We start from the raw sequence: 17,253 nt of genomic DNA on the forward strand, positions 1-17,253 counted from the left end.
GACTAGGGCTGAGGTGGAGCCCAGCGCACCGGCGATCCTAGTCCTGGCGGGCAGAAATATAACAACCCTTGCTGTGGGTGTTGGGTGTTGGGTGTTGGGTGTCAGGAATGGTTGGCCAGCTTACGCTGCAGGGTATTAGTCCTCGCGGGCGGCGGTGGAGGTAAAGCACACAGGGGCGAGAGTACCACTGGTGCACCAGATTTGAATCACAACCGCTGGATTGTCAGGGGAAATCCACCACGCCTGGAGCTTGACCATCTGGTTGGCTGGGGGCAGATTGGCCGGGGAGCTGGCCCCAATCGCAGGCTGAGCGGCCCCTTTTCCCGCGGCTGGACGGCCCTGGCCTACCGCTCGGACCGACTGCATAGGGGCGGTCTGGCCAACGCTCTGGGCTGTTGGACTGGGCAGGGGCAGCCGCGGGGTGCCCACAGTCCCAACCTGGGGCGATCCAAAGGCAGGTCGCCCCAGGTCTGCGCCTGGCTCCTGGATGGGGGCAGGTTCTGTCAGGGTAAAGGCCGGGGCAACATCGCTAGTGGGCGATCGGGGAGATTTGGCCAGAACCAACTGGCTCTCCGGCTGGGTCATGTAGCTGTGGCCGTAGGCGGTCAGCATGCCAGTGGCCATACTGAGGGGAATCAGCAGCCGCACCAGGTGGCGCTTGCGACAGCAGTTTCTGGCGTAGCGATCGCACTCGTCTATATAGTCGTGGGCCAGCACCGAAAGCTGGTCGCCGTGGGCCTGCCTGAGGAGTTTCGCCTCGTCCAGGCGGGTTTTGGTCAAAAAATAGTCGGGATGGTGGGGCTGCTGCTGCTGCTGCCACGCCTGCGCGGCTACTTCAATAGTCCGCTGCTGGCGTACCAGAGCGCCGTCGCTGTGCAGCCATTGTTGTAGCAACGGCCAGTTGCGAATCAGGGCCTCGTGGGCAATGTCAAAGCAGGGCGAGCCGCTGCTGGGTTCAGGGCGGTAATCTGGCCCCAGGGTGGGCGATCGCGGTAATTCAGGCAACGTTTGGTCCGTTCCCCAGGGCAATGGCGACCACCCGGGCACCGCAATCGCCGCTAGATCCCGTGGCCCTGGGCAGACGGGCTGGGCCACCACCAGCCGCGCCGCCAGCAGTTTGTCCAGGGTCGCCAGTACCACCCGCTGGGATCGGGTCGGGGTGACCAGCTCCGATAGCGTTACCGAGCGGCGGGTGGGAACGGGGCTGTCGCCCAGGTCGCAGAAGCTCAAAAAAATCCGCCGTGCGATCGCCTGCTCGGTTTGGGAGAGGCCCTGGTAAATGCTGGTGGCCTGCTGGTTGAGCAGCTGGCGCAGCCCCCCCATCTCGACGTAGGTGGCCAGGGTGAGGCGCGGCGGGGCTGACTCGGTGGCAGGTATCTCCCGCCGCAGCCACAGGTCTTTGAGAACCTTTTGCAGCAGGGCCAGGTCGGCGGGGGCACTGACGACGTCCAGCAGCAGGGTGTAGACCAGATTGGCGTCGTAGCCCAGGCCCAGTTTCTCCAGAGGGCCAACAATGGTGGCCTTGAGCTGGTTATAGGTCATGGTTGGAACCGGCAGGCTGTGGGCCATAACCAGTGCCTGCAACTTGGGCACATCGGCCAGGTCGACCAGGTGGTGCGATCGCAGCCCCAGCACCAGGTGCAGGGGCAGATGCTCCTGCTCGATGGCGGCGATCAGGCAGGCGATCACCAGGCGGCGATCGCGCTCTGAGGCCAAATCTGGGGTTAGCAATTCCTCAAACTGGTCCAGCACCAGCACCAGTCGATAACTGGGGCCACGCTCGCTCACCAGCGCCTGCACCAGTTGGCAAAACCCCTCGGCCCCCTGCTGCAAAAAAGATTCGGCCCGGCGCAACTGTTCGGCCCGCTGGAGCCCTGTGGCCTGGGCCTCCACAAAGACCTCCGCTATCCGGGTCACCGGAGCGGTACTGAGGGCTGAGTAGCGCACGTCCCAGGTGGTTTCGGGATGGGGGCTGGTCAACCGAGGCATGAGCCCCGCCTGGAGTAGCGAGGTTTTGCCCACCCCGGAAGCGCCCGTCAGTACGCACAGCCGCGAGGATTGTACCCGCTGCACCAGGGTGTGGATCACGTCGTCGCGACCAAAAAAAAACTCGCTGCGGGCGCTTTCAAAAGCGGCCGCGCCGGGAAACGGGCAAAAGCCATAGCGCAGCTTGTGCAGCCGGTCCAGCAGCGTTGGCGGTGCGTCCTGGGCCTGGGTGATCAACCCCGATACGCGGGTCAGCACAATCTCGCTGCCAGAGCTCTCAAACAGGGGTTGCTGGATCTCCCCCTTGAGCTGGCGATTGACGACATCGGTGAGGTAGTGACCGGTGACTATGCCGCCTTTGATCTTGTATGGGTTGAGCCCCGATAGCAGAGCCTGGGTAAAAACACTGTGATCGCCGCTGAGGGATTCGTAGGCGGCTTCGTACTCGCGGGCGGCGACCATAAACAGGCGATCGATACCGGATCTGGCCCCGGGATCGGCCTCCAACAGGTTAAAAAATTCGCCGCCGTGGCAGCAGTCGAGCACAATCACCTGCTGCTGCACAGGACTTTCTTGCAGTAGTCGCCGCAGCCAGTGGAGAGACAGTCCATATTGTCCGGCCCCAGGGTTGGCGTCGCTGGTGGCCAGGTAGCCCTCCTGAATGCCCGCCTGTCGCTGGAGGCCGTGGCCCGAATAATAGAAAATTGCAGTTTGGGGTATGGTTTTACCCGCCGGTTTAAACAGCTTGATCAGGGCGGCTTCTAGCAAGGCTGTAGTGACTAATCCGCGCTGGTTAATCGCAGGCTTCTGATCGATGATGGCCTCTGGCAGCCGCACCACACGACATTCTCCAAAGCCCTCCAGACAACGGGCTACCGAATCGGCATCGCGCGCTGGTGCCTGTAATTCAGGTAGGTGTTGGTAGGCATTAATTCCGACAATAAGCGCATCCCGTGACATTTTTTATTGCACCCTGGTTTGGCATGTTCTTGATCTAAACCATTGACCAATGGCAATGAATACACCACGAAATTGGCCGTTGGTTTGGGCAGAGTTTTGGCAAATCAGTGGTTAAAACGCTTGAAAATTAAATTTTCAAACTGAATGCCCATGCCTCAATGAAATCAGCTTAGCCAGGGGGTTGAATACTTTTAAAGGGGGGTTTGACCCCTAAGCAAAACGTAAGTCAAAATACCTTTTTTCTAAAAGTAGAATAAATTCGTAGAATCACGCAGAGGTTGAGGGCTGCTCGGGTTGGGAGCGCAACCGCAACCGGGAAAACCGCACAGATCAGCAATTTTGTGACATTTAAATTTACCCGATCCCTCTCGCCCTCTGTAGGATTACAGAGGTAAATCTGTACCTCCGCAATTTAGCGCAAGTTGCTCTTGGCTCGATTAGCTCTATGTCTAACCTTCCTATCAATCAGTGGATTGTCCAGAGTTTGGAGCAGGGGGAGCTGCTTCTGCAATTTGGAGCACGTGGCCTCGCCAAGTGAGCGGCTGCATCACCAGTTTTTGGCTGCAATTGGCTACACCCTCGACCAGGAACACCCCTCTAACCAGCGACTCCGGCCGACAGCCAATCAGGCCCAGTTGCCGGGCCAGGTGGTGACCAAAAACACGATCAGGCTGATCAGGGCCAGAATGCCCTGGAGCAAATTGCCGACCAGCGTGCCGACGACGATGGCCAGGCCCACCTTGACCGACTGCTGGATGCGCTGGAGCAGTCGGAGTTCGCGGCGGTGCAAAAATTCGCCAATAAAGGCCCCCAGCACCGTGCCCAGCAGTAGCCCCAGCAGGGGAATGCCGGTGGGCAGGAGGGGCAGCAGGCCAAACAGGCCCAGAAACATGCCGATAAACGCCCCAATTTGGCCCCAGCTGCTGGCTCCGACCCGCTGAGCCCCCAGCACGCCGGCCAGATAGTCGATGGCAAAGCTGAGCAGGAGGGCCGCGATCGCCACCCCCAGGGCCCATTTGAGCCCCACAAATCCGGCCACCAGTCCCCAGACCACAATGGCCCCCACAATCAGCGTGATCCCCGGCAGCGCCGGCACAACGGCCCCGACAACGCCAACCGCCATCACCAGAACCAGCAGCCAGTACAGGGCCAGGTGCCAGACCCCGGGAGCATCGATGTTTGGCACCTGCGTGGGCAGGTCGGTGAGGGTCTGGCCCAGGGTCAGCCAGGCGTGACTGACGACGGCCCCCAGGCTGGCCAGCCACTGGCTGATCTGCTGGTAGATGTGGGAGAGGCCCTGGGGCAGGGCGGGGGCGAGGGCGAAAACGGCGGCCATAGAAAAAATCCTGGGAGGCGATGCCGCTCCCGGTGGGGCGGTAGCGGGTCATTGGGGTGGTCTACAGCGAATCATAGCCAAAACTGGGGCCCGAGGAGGTACGGGCATCCAGCCCGGAGGCTCGCACTATTCACGCTGGTCATGGGAGGGTATCGATGCTGTGGGTAGGCGCAGGGAGCCGGAGGCGTTAGAGTTGAAAATCCTACCCGCCGCGATCGCCCCAGGAGCCCCTTCCTTGTCATCCAAGTCTTTACTCCCCCTTCCGAGCCAGTTTAACCCCCCGGCACCCACCCTGGTGATTGCCGCGATCGCCTCCACGCAGCTCGGCTCGACCCTGGCCAAGAGTCTATTCAGTGAGGTTGGTCCGCTGGGGATGGTGCTGTTGCGGGTGGGACTGTCGGCGCTGGTCTTGCTGGCCTGGTGTCGGCCCCGGTGGCGCGGCCACGCCTGGGCTGACTACCGGCTGCTGGTGGCCTTTGGAATGTCGCTGGCGATCATGAATGCGCTGTTCTACTGCGCGATCGCGCGGATTCCCATCGGCGTTGCCGTGGCGCTGGAGTTTTCGGGACCGCTGACGGTGGCGCTGCTGCACTCCCGCCGCTGGCTCGACGGGCTGTGGGTGGGGCTGGCGGCCGTGGGCATTGTGCTGCTGTCGCCGCTGAATACCCCGGCCCTCGACGGGCTGGGGGTAGTGCTGGCGCTGCTGGCCGGGGTGGCCTGGGGGGCCTACATTCTGCTCTCAGCCCGGATGGGGCAGGCCTTTCGCGGGGCTGAGGGACTGGCCCTGTCGATGGCGGTGGGGGCGCTGCTGCTGCTGCCGGTGGGGGTAATTGCCGAAGGCCGGGCGCTGCTGTCGCCCCCGATTCTGCTGGTGGGGCTGGGGGTCGCCATGCTGTCGAGCACCCTGCCCTACTCCCTGGAGATGAGCGCCCTGCGGCGGCTGCCGGTGAATGTGTTTGGGGTGCTGCTGAGCCTGGAACCTGCGATCGCCGCTACGATTAGCTTTGTATGGCTAGGTGAAACCCTGACGCTGACTATGGTCGGTGCCATTGGGCTGGTCACTGTCGCGGCGGCGGGAATTTCCCTGTGCCGACCGGCCGCCAAGGCGGTTTAATCCACCTGGTATTGGCGGGCAAAAATATAACACCCTTTGCTGTGGGTGTTGGGTGCCGGGGGCCAAGGGCAGGAATGGTTGGCCAACTTGCGCCGCAGAGTACTTGCCACCTCAGGGTGCGATGGGCGATCGTGCCCCCTGGCCAGTCGCGCAAATGCAAAGAAAGGGCGGCGGTGGAGATAAACCACCTGCATTCCGTGGAACACTGTTGCTACACAGGGAGTGCATTCAACGTCGGCCATGAGTCTTTGTATCAACCCAGGGTGTCGCCAGCCCAACCATCCCGACAACGGCAGCCGTACGGCCTGCGCGGCCTGTGGGTCAGCGCTGGTGCTCCAGGGTCGCTACCGGGTGATGCGCCTGATCAGCAGCGACAGTGGCTTTGGTCGCGTGTACGAAGCCTATGAGCGCAACGTTCCCAAAGTGCTCAAGGTGCTCAAGGAAAGCCATAACGCCAACGGCAAGGTGGTTGAGCTGTTTCGCCGCGAGGCTCAGGTGCTGAGCCAACTGAACCACCCCGGCGTGCCTCGGGTGGAGCCGGAAGGCTACTTTCTCTACTCGCCAGTCGGTCGCGCCGAGCCCTTGCACTGCCTGATTATGGAGAAGATCGAAGGCCCCAACCTAAAGCAGTGGATGGTGCAGCAGGGCAACCATCCCATCAGTGAAAAGCAGGCCATGCTGTGGCTCACCCAGATCGCCGATGTGCTGGATCTGGTGCACCAGCACCACTACTTTCACCGCGACATCAAGCCGGAAAACATCATGCTGCGGCCGTCGGGCCAGCTGGTGCTGGTCGACTTTGGCGCCGCCCGCGAAATGACCCAGACCTATATGGCCAACCTGGGGGACAGCGGCATTACCACCGTGAGTTCGGCGGGCTATACCCCGCCAGAGCAGGAGCATGGCCAGGCGGTGCCCCAGTCCGATTTCTATGCCCTGGGCCGGACATTGATTTACTTAATGACGGCCAGATTGCCCAACGACCCATCGATCTATAACTCGCGCACTAACGCGTTTGCCTGGCGACCCCTGGCACCGCACATCTCAGCCCCCCTGGCCGATCTGGTCAATGACCTGATTGCCCCGGCGGCGGCCAATCGCCCCCAGAATACGGCCGTGATTCTGGAGCGGCTGGCCCAGGTGCGCTCGCGTCAGGCGTCGGGACTGCCCCGGCTGACGGCCCATGCGCCGATCCCCTGGCCGAAAACAACCCTCAACCCTGGCCAGGCCGAAACGGTGGCCGATCCGGCGAGCAGCTTTTTGCCCCCCTGGCTCGATCAGCGCCCCTGGCTATTGGCGGGCCTGACCGGGCTGGCTCTGGCGGTGCCCTTAGGCTGGTACGCCCTCAGTCGGGGCCTGCCCCCCTTTGGGGCAGAAGCACCCAGGGTTGAAGCTCCTGTCCTCCAGGAGTTAACCGTCAGCGCTGTGGACGAGCTCACCGGGCACACCGCCGACATCTACGACCTGCTGCTGCTGCGCGATGGCAATACCCTGATCTCAGCCAGCGCCGATGACACCGTCCGTATCTGGGACGTGGAGACGGGGACGTTACGCCACACCTTGGAGCATCCCAATGTGGTAAATGCCATTGCCACCACTACCGATCAGACCACGCTGATCAGCGCTGGCGACGATCGCACCATTCGCTTTTGGTCGCTGCCCGATGGTCGCCCCCTGGGGCAGATCGACAATGCCCACGGCACCACCGTCCGAGCCCTGGAGGTAGACCGCAGTGGCCGCATCCTGGTCAGCGCCGACAGTGCCGGGACCATTCAGTTCTGGCCCTTGACGGACAGCACGGGAGTGCCCAACCTGGCTGCCCTAACACCGGATAACGCCCTCCGTACCCTCAGGGCCGACGGCACCGTCAACGATCTGCTGTTTACCCGCGACAACAGCCGGTTGATCAGCGGTGGCAACAGCCTCCAGATCTGGAATCTGGACGACCTGGGCGGGTCGGAAGATGGGGGCGAGTCGGTCACGCTGACGGGTCACACCAGCTTTGTCAACCGCATTGATATTACCGGCGACGACAATACCCTGATCAGCGCCTCCGCCGACCAGAATGTGCTGCTCTGGGATATGGCTACCTACGACCAAATTGCCGCCCTCAAGGGCCACCGCAGCTACGTCAACACCCTGCGTCTGGAGGGGCAGCGCCTGTGGAGTGCCGACGCCGACAAGACCATCCTGGTGTGGGATCTGCAGGCTCAGGCTCCGGTGCAGCGCATCGGCGGCTTTACCACCGATATCTGGCGCTTTACCGTGCGGCCAAACGGTCAAATAATCACCATCGGCGGCAGTCAGCCCTTTATTCGGCGGTGGCGCTTGGAGCCGCCCTCGGGATCCTGACCTGCGGCCTAGCGCCTGGCGGCTTCCAGCACCTTGCGGTGGTGAATGTCGAAGCGATCGCCGTGGGCCAGCAGGTGCAGCTGTAGCCCGTGAATGCTGAGCGGATCGGCGGCGGAGATGTCGGGTTCGTTGGTGTGGGTCATGTGGGCCGGGTCTACCACGGCAATCACTCCTTTGCCAATTACCCGAAAGCTGCCGTCGCCCTCGAACAGGGCGCAGGTGTCTTCGTCGATGCCCAGACCCAGGCGGTTGGGCTGCATGGCCATGGCGCTCATCAGTCGGGCCATCCGGTTGCGGTTGTGGAAATGTTGGTCGACAATCACCTCGGGCACAAAGCCCAGGCCAATTGCCATATCCACCAGGGAGCGGTTGGGGGACTCGCCGCTGCCGCCCCCGGCAATCATGTGGTGGCCCATGACGGCGGCCCCGGCGCTGGTGCCCCCCAGGGTGATTTCCCCCAGCTGGGCCCGCTGGCGCACCACGTCAATCAGGGGAGTGTCGGCCAGTAGGCCGCACAGCCGTACCTGGTCGCCGCCGGTAATAAACACCCCGGTGCAGGGTTCGACCACGGTTTTCCAGCTGGGGTCTTCGCCCTGACCGCGATCGCGAATGTCCATCACTACCGTATCGGCAGCCCCCATATCGGCAAAAATCTGCTGGTAGCGGGCCGAAATCGCCACTGGATCCCGCGAAGCGCAGGGAATGATCCCAATGGTCGCCCCTATCCCCCCCGACCGCTCGAAAAAGGTGTGCAGTATTTCCTTGCCGTGGATTTTATCTTCTGCGCCGCCAATGGCCAGAATAGCGTGGTGCTTAACGGAAGACATGGGCCGCTCAACAAAGGGACGAGAATTGCTACCTAGACGCGATTACTGCATGATAGAGAGCGTTATATCCCAAGTCCAGCTTCAGATCTGTAGTTTTTCTACAGGACAGACTCCAGTTTTGGACTTGGATGACGTTAGATCCACCCATCAGGTCTTAGGGCCTCAGCAGTCTAGGCTATGACAACTGGCATCCCCAGGGCTTCCCATCTGAGAATAGACGTTGTCAGCCTGTTTCCAGACTTTTTCACATCTCCCCTGGAGTCAGGGCTGATTGGTAAAGCCCTGGCGCGCCAGATTGCAGAAATTCATCTTACCAACCCAAGGGACTTTACAACGGATAAGCACCACCGGGTGGACGATGAACCCTACGGCGGCGGGGTGGGCATGCTGATGAAGCCCGACCCGATCTTTGCGGCGGTGGAATCGCTACCGCTGCTGCCCCGACGCGAAGTGATTTTGCTCACCCCCCAGGGGGAGGCCATGACCCAGGATCTGTTTCGCCACCTGGTCAACCTCGATCAGCTGGTGCTGGTCTGCGGCCACTACGAGGGCGTGGATGAGCGGGTCGGCCACCTGCTGACCCGCGAGGTGTCCCTGGGTGACTTTGTGCTCACCTGCGGTGAAATTCCGGCCCTGGCGCTGATTAATGGGGTGGTGCGGCTGCTGCCGGGCACCGTGGGCAAAACCGACTCCCTGCGCTACGAGAGCTTTGAGACGCCGCTGCTCGACTACCCCCAGTACACCCGTCCAGCCAGCTTTCGCGGCTGGGAGGTGCCGGAGGTATTGCGATCGGGCAACCACGAGGCGATCGCCCAATGGCGGCGCGAGCAGCAAATCGAGCGCACCCGGCAGCGGCGACCGGATTTGTACGAGCGGTGGATGCGGGAGGGTGGGGAGGGGGAGTAGGTGAGTGGATGGGTAGATGAGGAGGGTGAGGGGATTAGGAGGGTGAGGGTGCATTAGCGCAGCAATGCACCGTTTAGGAGAACGTATTTAGCCAGAGAATTTAGGAAAATAGGGGCGGGAAATTATGGGGATCAGGATTGGCAATGGCTACGACATTCATCGGCTGGTGGAGGGGCGATCGCTGATTCTGGGCGGCGTCACCATTCCCCACACCCTGGGGCTCGACGGCCACAGCGATGCCGATGTGCTGACCCACGCCATCATGGATGCCCTGCTGGGGGCATTGAGCCTGGGCGACATTGGCCTCTACTTCCCCCCCGGTGATCCCCAGTGGGCGGGTGCCGATAGTCTGCAGCTGCTGGCCCAGGTAAATGCCATGGTGCAGCAGCGAGGCTGGCAGATCGGCAACATTGACTCCGTGGTGGTGGCCGAACAGCCCAAGCTCAAGCCCCACATTGAGGCAATGCGATCGCGGCTAGCCGACAAACTGGGCCTCGCTCCAGATCAGGTCGGTGTAAAAGCGACTACCAACGAAAAACTGGGGCCGGTGGGTCGCCAGGAAGGCATCGCGGCCTACGCAGTGGCCCTGCTGACAGCGGCCTAGGGCGTGGCAACAGCCTGGCCAAATCCCGTTGACGTCAGCGTTGCTACGCTGACCCAAAATACAGGCGAGGGGCTGTAGCCCTTGGTTCTTGAGCATCAGAGGCCAATTGGGAACAACCCTTAAAGCAGTCCTGATGGCGTTCAGGGTGTTCACGGCGGCCCATGGGAAAAAACCATCACCCGACTTTTCTCCCAGGAACTTTTTCTAAGTCCCTGGGTCAAACTACTTTGTAAAGCCTTTATGAGCCAGTACCAAGGCTTGGTGAACTTGACCTGAATTAAGTTCTGCAATGGTTGTAAAAGCTACTTAATCTAGCTGGGGAACGCGTAAAGTACTTTATAATATCTTCAAGTTTGCTGACGACTGAGCGTGAACTTGATGGTATTGCCTTTGCATCTACTGTGAGCGTTGATTCAGGTCTTGCCTTGAGGCGAATCCGTAGCGGGTTCATAGCTGTAGGTGCTGGTATTTTCTCAGAGGCAGAGGGGTAAGGCGCAGATGGCTAAAGTCGTAGAATCGTTAGTGGCAACGGGGCATACCATTCGCGGGGTTTGCTATGCCCGTCCCGACTACATCAGTCAGGCGATCGCTGGGCTGGCGGCTATTCCCCCTGAGCGCGTAGGACCCGGCGGCGAGTACGATCACTACGGTTTGGCCAAGCGGATTCAGATCGGCTTTTGTGAACGGTTAGGGCGATCTGCGGTCAAGCAGTTATCGGTCAAGCAGCGGGGATCGGCGGTGATTCTCAGTGGTCAGGTGGACACCCTTGAGCTGCTCGATCAGCTGATTGAACTGGCTCTGCACACCGAAGGGACGACCCACGTGGAAGTCTATGACGTACAGGTCAGCCGCTTGGACCTGGCCCAACCAATTAAGGTGGCTTAGGGGCGATCGCCTGAAGTAGGCCAGGCTCTGCTGAAGGAGTCCGGGATCGGGCCCAGGGGCAGCGTCGCGGTACAGGGCTAGACCACGGGTTTAGTCCTGTCGTTTATCGCTAGCTGGAGGGCAGAGAGCGCCAAAATCACCAGAAACAGCGCCAGCCCCAGGGTGCAGGCGTAGCTGATTTCCAGCCGTTGAAAGGCTTGCTCGTAGATGTAGTAGACCACAGTTTTGGAGCTGTGGCGCGGACCGCCCTGGGTCATGATGTAAACTTCCTCGAAAACCTTGGTGGCTGCGATCGCCGAGATTACCCCCACCAGCACCAGATAGGGCCGCATCAGCGGCAGGGTAATATCCCAGTGGCGACGCCAGCCGTCGGAGCCATCCAGGGCTGCCGCCTCGTACAGGTCCTGGGGAATGCCCTGGAGCCCCGCCAGGTAGATCACCATGTAGTAGCCCAGCCCCTTCCACACCGTCACCGCCATGACGCTAAACAGGGCCAGGGCCGGACTGGTCAGCCAGGGAATACCGTTCTCGGTGAGCCCCAGACTTCTCAGCACCTGGTTAAACAGTCCCGTCTCGGCGTAGAGCCAGCGCCAGGCAATGCCCGCCACCACCATCGACACCACCACGGGTGAATAGTAGGCCACCCGCAGCCAGTGAATGCCCCTGAGCTGTCGGTTGACCAAAATGGCCAGCCCCAGGGGCGCGAAGGTCAAAATGGGCACTACCCCAGCCAGGTAGACGAGAGTGTTTCGCACCGTCTGCCAGAAGATGGGGTCAACCATGAGTCGCTCCAGGTTGGCGGTGCCCACCCAGGTGGGGGCCGCCGTCAGGTCCAGCCCAAAGGTGGTAAAGCTGAGGTAAAACGCCCGCAGCGCTGGCCAAAAGACCGAGATCCCCAGGGCCGCCAGGGCGGGGAGCAAAAACAGGTAGGGAATCACCCACTGGGGAAGGCTAAAGGCTGTGATCCGAGGTTTGGCCGAAGCAGGACGAGAAGATGTAATCATCAATCAACTGATAAAGCTCGATTAACTCTGACCGAATGCGGATAGCTAGAGTGGCTGCACCTGAATTCACAGTCAAACTTTGGTGGATTCGATCGACAGCGCAGTTGCGGCGGAGCCGCCTCGATACTAAAGGCTATCCCTAGACATCAACGACATCTGAGCTGAAGGGATGCCCAAGTTTGGTTACCCCAGCAGTGGCGTTAAATCTAGATGCTCGCTCACCGCTTCGGTCAACTCATTCAACACCGCCTCGCGCTGTTCGCGGTAGTTGGGGATGCCGGTGGGCAGCGACCCCAGCCCCCGCTGCTGGCGCAGGCGGTTGAGCCAGGCTCGACGCCAGGGGCCGTTGTCGAAGATGCCGTGCAGGTAGGTGCCCCACAGCGACTGGCTGGCATCCACTACTCCCAGGCTGCGGTCCTCGAAGAGAAACTCAAACTTAGTGCCATTCTGGTCTTCGCCTTCGGAGAGGATGAGCTGGGTGCGGCCCTGGTGCAGTTCGTAGCCCGACACCGGCAGCCCTTCCTGGGGAAAGCGAGAGCTAACGGTGCGCTGACGGGCAATTTTTTGTTGGGTAATTACCGTGCGCAGGGGGAAGAGATCCAGCCCCGGGAAGCGGCCTTCGTGGCCCTCAATGCCCTCGGGGTCGGCCAAAAACTGGCCCATCATCTGAAAACCGCCGCAGACGCCCATGACGGTCCCCCCCGCCGCCACGTAGTTTTGAATCTCTTCGGCCATGCCAGTGCGCTGCAGGATCAGCAGGTCGGCGATCGTCGTCTTGGTGCCGGGGATAATTACCGCGTCGGGGTAGCTGAGTTTTTCCTTCGGGCTGAGGTAGACCACCCGCACGTTGGGCTCGGCCTCCAGGGGGTCGAAGTCGGTGAAGTTGGAAATGCGGGGCAGGCGAATGACGGCAATGGTGATGTCGGCCTGCTTTTTGCTGCCGGGGGTGCGATCGAGCAGGCTGAGGGAGTCTTCGGCGGGCAGGGCGTTTTCAATCCAGGGCACCACGCCAAGCACCGGAATGCCGGTGCGCTCTTTGATCCACTGTAGTCCCGGTTCAAGCACCTCGCGCTGGCCGCGAAACTTGTTGATGATGATGCCCTTGACCAGGGCGCGCTCGTCGGGCTCCATCAGCTCTAGGGTGCCGACAATGTGGGCGAAGACGCCGCCGCGATCGATATCGGCCACCAGCACCGTGGGGGCGTTGAGGTGTTTGGCGATGCGCATGTTGGTGAGGTCGCGGTGCTTGAGGTTGACCTCAACGGGGCTGCCGGCCCCCTCACAAACCAAAAAGTCAAAGTCTTGGGCGAGGCGGGTGAGGCTTTCCTGAATCGCCTGCCAGCCCTGGTCGAAGAAATTTTCGTAGTACTGGGTGGCGGTGGTGCGCCCCACCGCTCGGCCCTTGAGAATGACTTGGGATGTCATATCGCCCTGGGGCTTGAGCAAAATGGGGTTCATTTCCACCTGGGGAGAAACCCCTGCGGCCCAGGCCTGTACCGCTTGAGCGTAGCCCATTTCGCCGCCGCTGGTAGTGACGTAGGAGTTGAGGGCCATATTTTGCCCTTTGAAGGGCGCGACTCGCCAGCCCCGGCGGCTGAGTATACGGCACAGGGCTGTGGTAATTAGGGACTTGCCTGCGTGGGAGGCTGTTCCCACTACCATGATGGCGCGCATGGAGCGTCTCCAAAGTTGAATAGAATGTTGCTGACTGTGGGGCTGTAGTATGGGCTGATGCCTGCTCTACAGCCTCTCCTTTGGCAGATTCTTCAGGAACAACACAACCCGTCAGGACAATAGTAGCCCTATCGGCGGCTGGGGGCGGGTCAAAGACCGAGTCCGTAGGGCCATCGTACCCAGCGGCACCACGCATTATAGAAATGATCGCCCAGGCTGGGGCGATACTGGGCAGGGCTAAGCAATGATAGCTGCTCAAATACCTGGCGGCCCATGGGGGTGAGGCGAAAGCTATCGGTGAGGCCCTGGCCATCTACTTCGCGGCGCAGCAGGCCAACGGCGATCAGCCACATCATTTCGTTTTCGGCCCGTAGCTCGGCTAGGGGCCGATGGCTGTAGCGGCTTTTGACGCCCGCTGGCCCACAGACTTGACGAATGGAAATACTGCGCGATCGCATGTCCCCCAACAGATCGAGCCGAAAGGGGGAGCACCGAAAGGCGCGCTCGGCCCGCCTTAGCGATCGCCTGGGGTAACGCAGGGCAATGGCTGGGTCCGACATAACTGGGGCCATGGGTTCAGAAATGATGACTGCCTTAAATTGTAGGTTTAATCCATCGACAAACGCGGAAGAAAGCTAAAGATCCGAAGAAAGGGCGGTTTAGTAGCAGCGGTTACTTTCTAATCCTTAAGCAATTGCTAAGCCTATAGGTACATCAACGGTCAGCTCAATCCCCTAGACAATCAACCAGTTTTAATAGCCATCTAATGGCCAAAAGGCTTCTAGGGTTCCGGTTTGCCCCACGAGTGGCAAGACGTCTGGTCCAAGAGAAGCCGCCAGACAGGTACTGCTTCTGCTGCAATGGCAGGGCTCCTAGCCTCTGGTACACGGCGGGATAAAAGCCCGGGAGGATAGCAAAGTTCGCTTTGCCATTCTCTCGGGCTGTTGTTTTGATGCCGCTTTTCCACCCAATTATCCATCCACCCCGACTCACCTATGGCCCACCCGCTCACCCCTGAAATTGAGGCGCTGAAATCTTCCCTGGAGGCTAAGGGCGTTAAGTACGCCCTGGCCAGCTACGTGGATATCCACGGTATGGGCAAGGCCAAAATGGTGCCGATCGCCCATCTGGGCCAGATGATGGCGGGCTCGGAGCTGTTTACCGGCGCGGCCCTCGACGGGGTGCCCCAGGCGATCAGCGATGAGGAGGTGGCGGCGATGCCCGATGCGGCCACGGCCACGGTGCTGCCCTGGCAGCCCGAGATCGCCTGGTTCGCCAGCGATTTATACCTCAAGGGCCAGCCCTTTGAGGCCTGCTGCCGCACCATTCTCAAGCAGATGCTGGCCAAGGCGGCGGCGATGGGGTTTACCTTTAACCTGGGCATCGAAACCGAGTTTTTTATGCTCAAAGAAAATGCCGACGGTAGCTTTGGGCCGGTGAGCGATCGCGACCACCTGGCCAAGCCCTGCTACGACCTGCCCAGCCTGCTCGACAACGCCCCCTGGCTGAGCGAACTGGTGGACTACATGAATCAGCTCGGCTGGGACGTGTACTCCTTTGACCACGAAGACGCCAACGGCCAGTTCGAGACCGACTTTGCCTACAGCGATGCCCTGACCATGGCCGACCGGCTCACCTTCTTTCGGCTGATGGTCAAAGAGGTGGCCCGCAAACACGGCTATTTCGCCAGCTTTATGCCCAAGCCCTTTGGCGATCGCACCGGCAGCGGTGCCCACTACAACATGTCGCTGGCCGACATTGAAACCGGGCAGAATCTATTTGAAAACGCCGAAGATCCGCGCGGCTGCAAGCTTTCAACGCTGGGCTACCAGTTCATTGCCGGGGTGCTAAAGCACGCCAAGGCCATCTGCGCCGTCACCTGCCCCACGGTCAACAGCTACAAGCGGCTGCTGCGCCAGGGCAGCATGTCGGGCTTTACCTGGGCCCCGGTCTACATCTGCTACGGCAACAACAACCGCACCAACATGCTGCGTATTCCCCTGGCGGGGGGGCGAGTTGAGTGCCGCGCCGCCGACATTGCCACCAACCCCTACCTGGGCGCGGCGATGATTCTCGCCGCCGGGCTGGAGGGCATCGCCGAGGGGCTTGACCCTGGCGACCCCCACACCGAAAACATGTACAACTATTCCCTGAGCGACCTGAAAACCCTGGGCATCGATATGCTGCCCCGCACGCTGCAGGAGGCGATCGACGCCTTTGAGGCTGACCCGCTCAGCCAGGCCGTAATGGGCCCACTGATGTACCAGACCTACATCGATTTTCGCCGTCAGGAGTGGAACGAGTACCACACCCACATTTCTGACTGGGAAATTAAGCGGTACCTGAAGTTCTTTTAACCCAGGGTGAGGCGGCCTTTGGCTGGTTAGCCCGATCGCTCGCCAATTCTAGTTTTTCGGTTGTGTAGTTCTTGTAGTTCTGAGCCTGTAACACCATGAAGCGACGCAATTTTCTTCCCCTTCTCGCCGCCTTTTTCTGTAGCCTGCTGATTGCCATTGGCTGTACGCCGGATGCGTCCCAAACCGGAGCCCCCACCAATGGGGCAGAAACCGCGCCCGCGACGGCCACCGACGGTAGGCCGGTGCGCCTGGGCTACAGCAACTGGGCGGGCTGGTGGCCCTGGGCGATCGCCGAAGAAGAGGGCCTATTTGAAGCCAACGGCGCAAACGTGGAGCTGATCTGGTTCGACGGCTATCTGGAGTCGATGCAGGCGCTGGCCGCAGGCCAACTCGACGCCAACAGCCAAACCCTGAACGACACCATTTCCTTTGTCGATGATTCGGCGAACGGCATGGTGGTGGTGTTGGTGAACGACAACTCGGCCGGCAATGACAAAATTATCGGCGTTGAAGATATCGAAACCATGGCTGACTTCGAAGGCCGCACCGTCGCCCTGGAAGAAGGCGTGGTGGGCGACTTTTTAATGAACCTGGCCCTACAGGATGCCGGGCTGAGCCGGGACGATGTGCAAATCCAGAACCTGGAAACCGGAGCCGCCGCCGCTGCCTTTGCGGCGGGGCAGGTCGAAGGATTTGCGGGCTGGGTACCCTTTTGGGAAACGGCGCTGACCCGACCGGGTAGCCAGGTGATTGTCACCTCGGAAGCCTATCCCGGCGCTATCCCCGACCTGTTGGTGACCAGCCAAACCCTGATCGACGAGCGACCGGAGCAGGTGCAGGCGTTGATCAACACCTGGTTTGACGTGTTGGCCTTTATGGAGGAAAACCCCGAGGAAGCGGCCGCCATCATGGCCCGACGGGCTGGGGTGAGTGCTGAGGAGTTTGAAACCTACACCGCCGGTACCCGTATGTTCACCCTGGACGACAACCTCGAAGCCTTTAGCAATGGGGAAGACATGGTCCACATGCCCTACGCCGCCCAGGTGATGACGGACTTCATGGTGGAGGTGGGCTTTATTCCCACTGCCCCCGACCTGGAGGCGATTTTTGACGATCAGTTTGTTCAGGCCTTTGCCCAGGGGCAGTAGCCCAGGCGTAGTCTCTGATGCAGCCCCCTGTAACCACTCGGTCGAGGATGGAACCATGGGCCATCGCTGCCAGCTACCGCCGTAGATTGTCGCCACCAAT

13 protein-coding genes and 1 riboswitch are annotated in these 17,253 nt (G+C 60.8%); of the genes, 7 read left to right on the top strand and 6 right to left on the bottom strand.

Annotated elements, in window-relative coordinates; all coding sequences use genetic code 11:
* Positions 1-135: 135 nt before the first annotated feature.
* On the bottom strand, positions 136-2,946 hold the full coding sequence (locus NF78_RS15980) for a caspase family protein (protein ID WP_072016094.1): 2,811 nt from the start codon (positions 2,944-2,946) through the stop codon (positions 136-138).
* A 625-nt stretch (positions 2,947-3,571) separates the two neighbouring features.
* Positions 3,572-4,282 carry a DUF456 domain-containing protein gene (locus NF78_RS15985; RefSeq protein WP_263970618.1) on the bottom strand — a complete coding sequence of 237 codons (711 nt, stop codon included), beginning with the start codon at positions 4,280-4,282 and terminating at the stop codon, positions 3,572-3,574.
* A 235-nt stretch (positions 4,283-4,517) separates the two neighbouring features.
* Between NF78_RS15985 and NF78_RS15990 the strand changes: the two genes are divergently transcribed.
* Both NF78_RS15990 and NF78_RS15995 read left to right on the top strand, forming a co-directional pair.
* On the top strand, positions 4,518-5,396 hold the full coding sequence (locus NF78_RS15990) for an EamA family transporter (RefSeq protein WP_052050548.1): 879 nt from the start codon (positions 4,518-4,520) through the stop codon (positions 5,394-5,396).
* A 240-nt stretch (positions 5,397-5,636) separates the two neighbouring features.
* Positions 5,637-7,748: a serine/threonine-protein kinase gene (locus NF78_RS15995; RefSeq protein ID WP_035987858.1), complete on the top strand. Its 2,112-nt coding sequence runs from the start codon at positions 5,637-5,639 to the stop codon at positions 7,746-7,748.
* An 8-nt stretch (positions 7,749-7,756) separates the two neighbouring features.
* On the opposite strand, the gene NF78_RS16000 is transcribed toward NF78_RS15995, so the two are convergent.
* Positions 7,757-8,575: a cyanophycinase gene (locus NF78_RS16000; protein ID WP_035987861.1), complete on the bottom strand. Its 819-nt coding sequence runs from the start codon at positions 8,573-8,575 to the stop codon at positions 7,757-7,759.
* 177 nt (positions 8,576-8,752) lie between these two features.
* Here NF78_RS16000 and trmD point away from each other — a divergent pair, with 177 nt between their 5' ends.
* The 3 genes from trmD (at position 8,753) to NF78_RS28365 (ending at position 10,970) form a co-directional block, all read left to right on the top strand.
* Positions 8,753-9,481 (top strand): tRNA (guanosine(37)-N1)-methyltransferase TrmD, encoded by a 729-nt coding sequence (trmD, locus tag NF78_RS16005; RefSeq protein ID WP_081972658.1) that lies wholly within the window; start codon positions 8,753-8,755, stop codon positions 9,479-9,481.
* Positions 9,482-9,605: 124 nt separating this feature from the next.
* Complete coding sequence (gene ispF, locus NF78_RS16010; RefSeq protein WP_035987863.1) at positions 9,606-10,085, top strand: 2-C-methyl-D-erythritol 2,4-cyclodiphosphate synthase; 480 nt, start codon at positions 9,606-9,608, stop codon at positions 10,083-10,085.
* Between the two features lie 498 nt (positions 10,086-10,583).
* Positions 10,584-10,970, top strand: coding sequence for a hypothetical protein (locus tag NF78_RS28365; protein WP_052050549.1), 387 nt, complete (start codon positions 10,584-10,586; stop codon positions 10,968-10,970).
* A gap of 77 nt (positions 10,971-11,047) precedes the next feature.
* On the opposite strand, the gene NF78_RS16020 is transcribed toward NF78_RS28365, so the two are convergent.
* The 3 genes from NF78_RS16020 to NF78_RS16030 all read right to left on the bottom strand — a co-directional run bounded on the left by NF78_RS16020 (position 11,048) and on the right by NF78_RS16030 (position 14,220).
* Positions 11,048-11,974, bottom strand: coding sequence for a carbohydrate ABC transporter permease (locus NF78_RS16020; RefSeq protein ID WP_052050550.1), 927 nt, complete (start codon positions 11,972-11,974; stop codon positions 11,048-11,050).
* 183 nt (positions 11,975-12,157) lie between these two features.
* Positions 12,158-13,648 carry a cobyric acid synthase CobQ gene (gene cobQ / locus NF78_RS16025; RefSeq protein WP_035987864.1) on the bottom strand — a complete coding sequence of 497 codons (1,491 nt, stop codon included), beginning with the start codon at positions 13,646-13,648 and terminating at the stop codon, positions 12,158-12,160.
* A 149-nt stretch (positions 13,649-13,797) separates the two neighbouring features.
* Positions 13,798-14,220 (bottom strand): Npun_F0494 family protein, encoded by a 423-nt coding sequence (locus tag NF78_RS16030; protein ID WP_035987866.1) that lies wholly within the window; start codon positions 14,218-14,220, stop codon positions 13,798-13,800.
* Positions 14,221-14,418: 198 nt separating this feature from the next.
* A riboswitch (guanidine-I (ykkC/yxkD leader) is annotated at positions 14,419-14,559 on the top strand.
* Between the two features lie 84 nt (positions 14,560-14,643).
* On the opposite strand from NF78_RS16030, the gene glnT reads away from it, so the two are divergent.
* Both glnT and NF78_RS16040 read left to right on the top strand, forming a co-directional pair.
* On the top strand, positions 14,644-16,005 hold the full coding sequence (gene glnT / locus NF78_RS16035) for a type III glutamate--ammonia ligase (RefSeq protein WP_035987868.1): 1,362 nt from the start codon (positions 14,644-14,646) through the stop codon (positions 16,003-16,005).
* A gap of 95 nt (positions 16,006-16,100) precedes the next feature.
* A complete protein-coding gene (locus NF78_RS16040) occupies positions 16,101-17,153 on the top strand; it encodes an ABC transporter substrate-binding protein (RefSeq protein ID WP_035987871.1) in 1,053 nt (350 codons plus the stop codon).
* Positions 17,154-17,253: the final 100 nt, after the last annotated feature.

Source organism: Leptolyngbya sp. KIOST-1, from assembly GCF_000763385.1.
In the GTDB taxonomy this organism is placed as follows: domain Bacteria; phylum Cyanobacteriota; class Cyanobacteriia; order Phormidesmidales; family Phormidesmidaceae; genus Nodosilinea.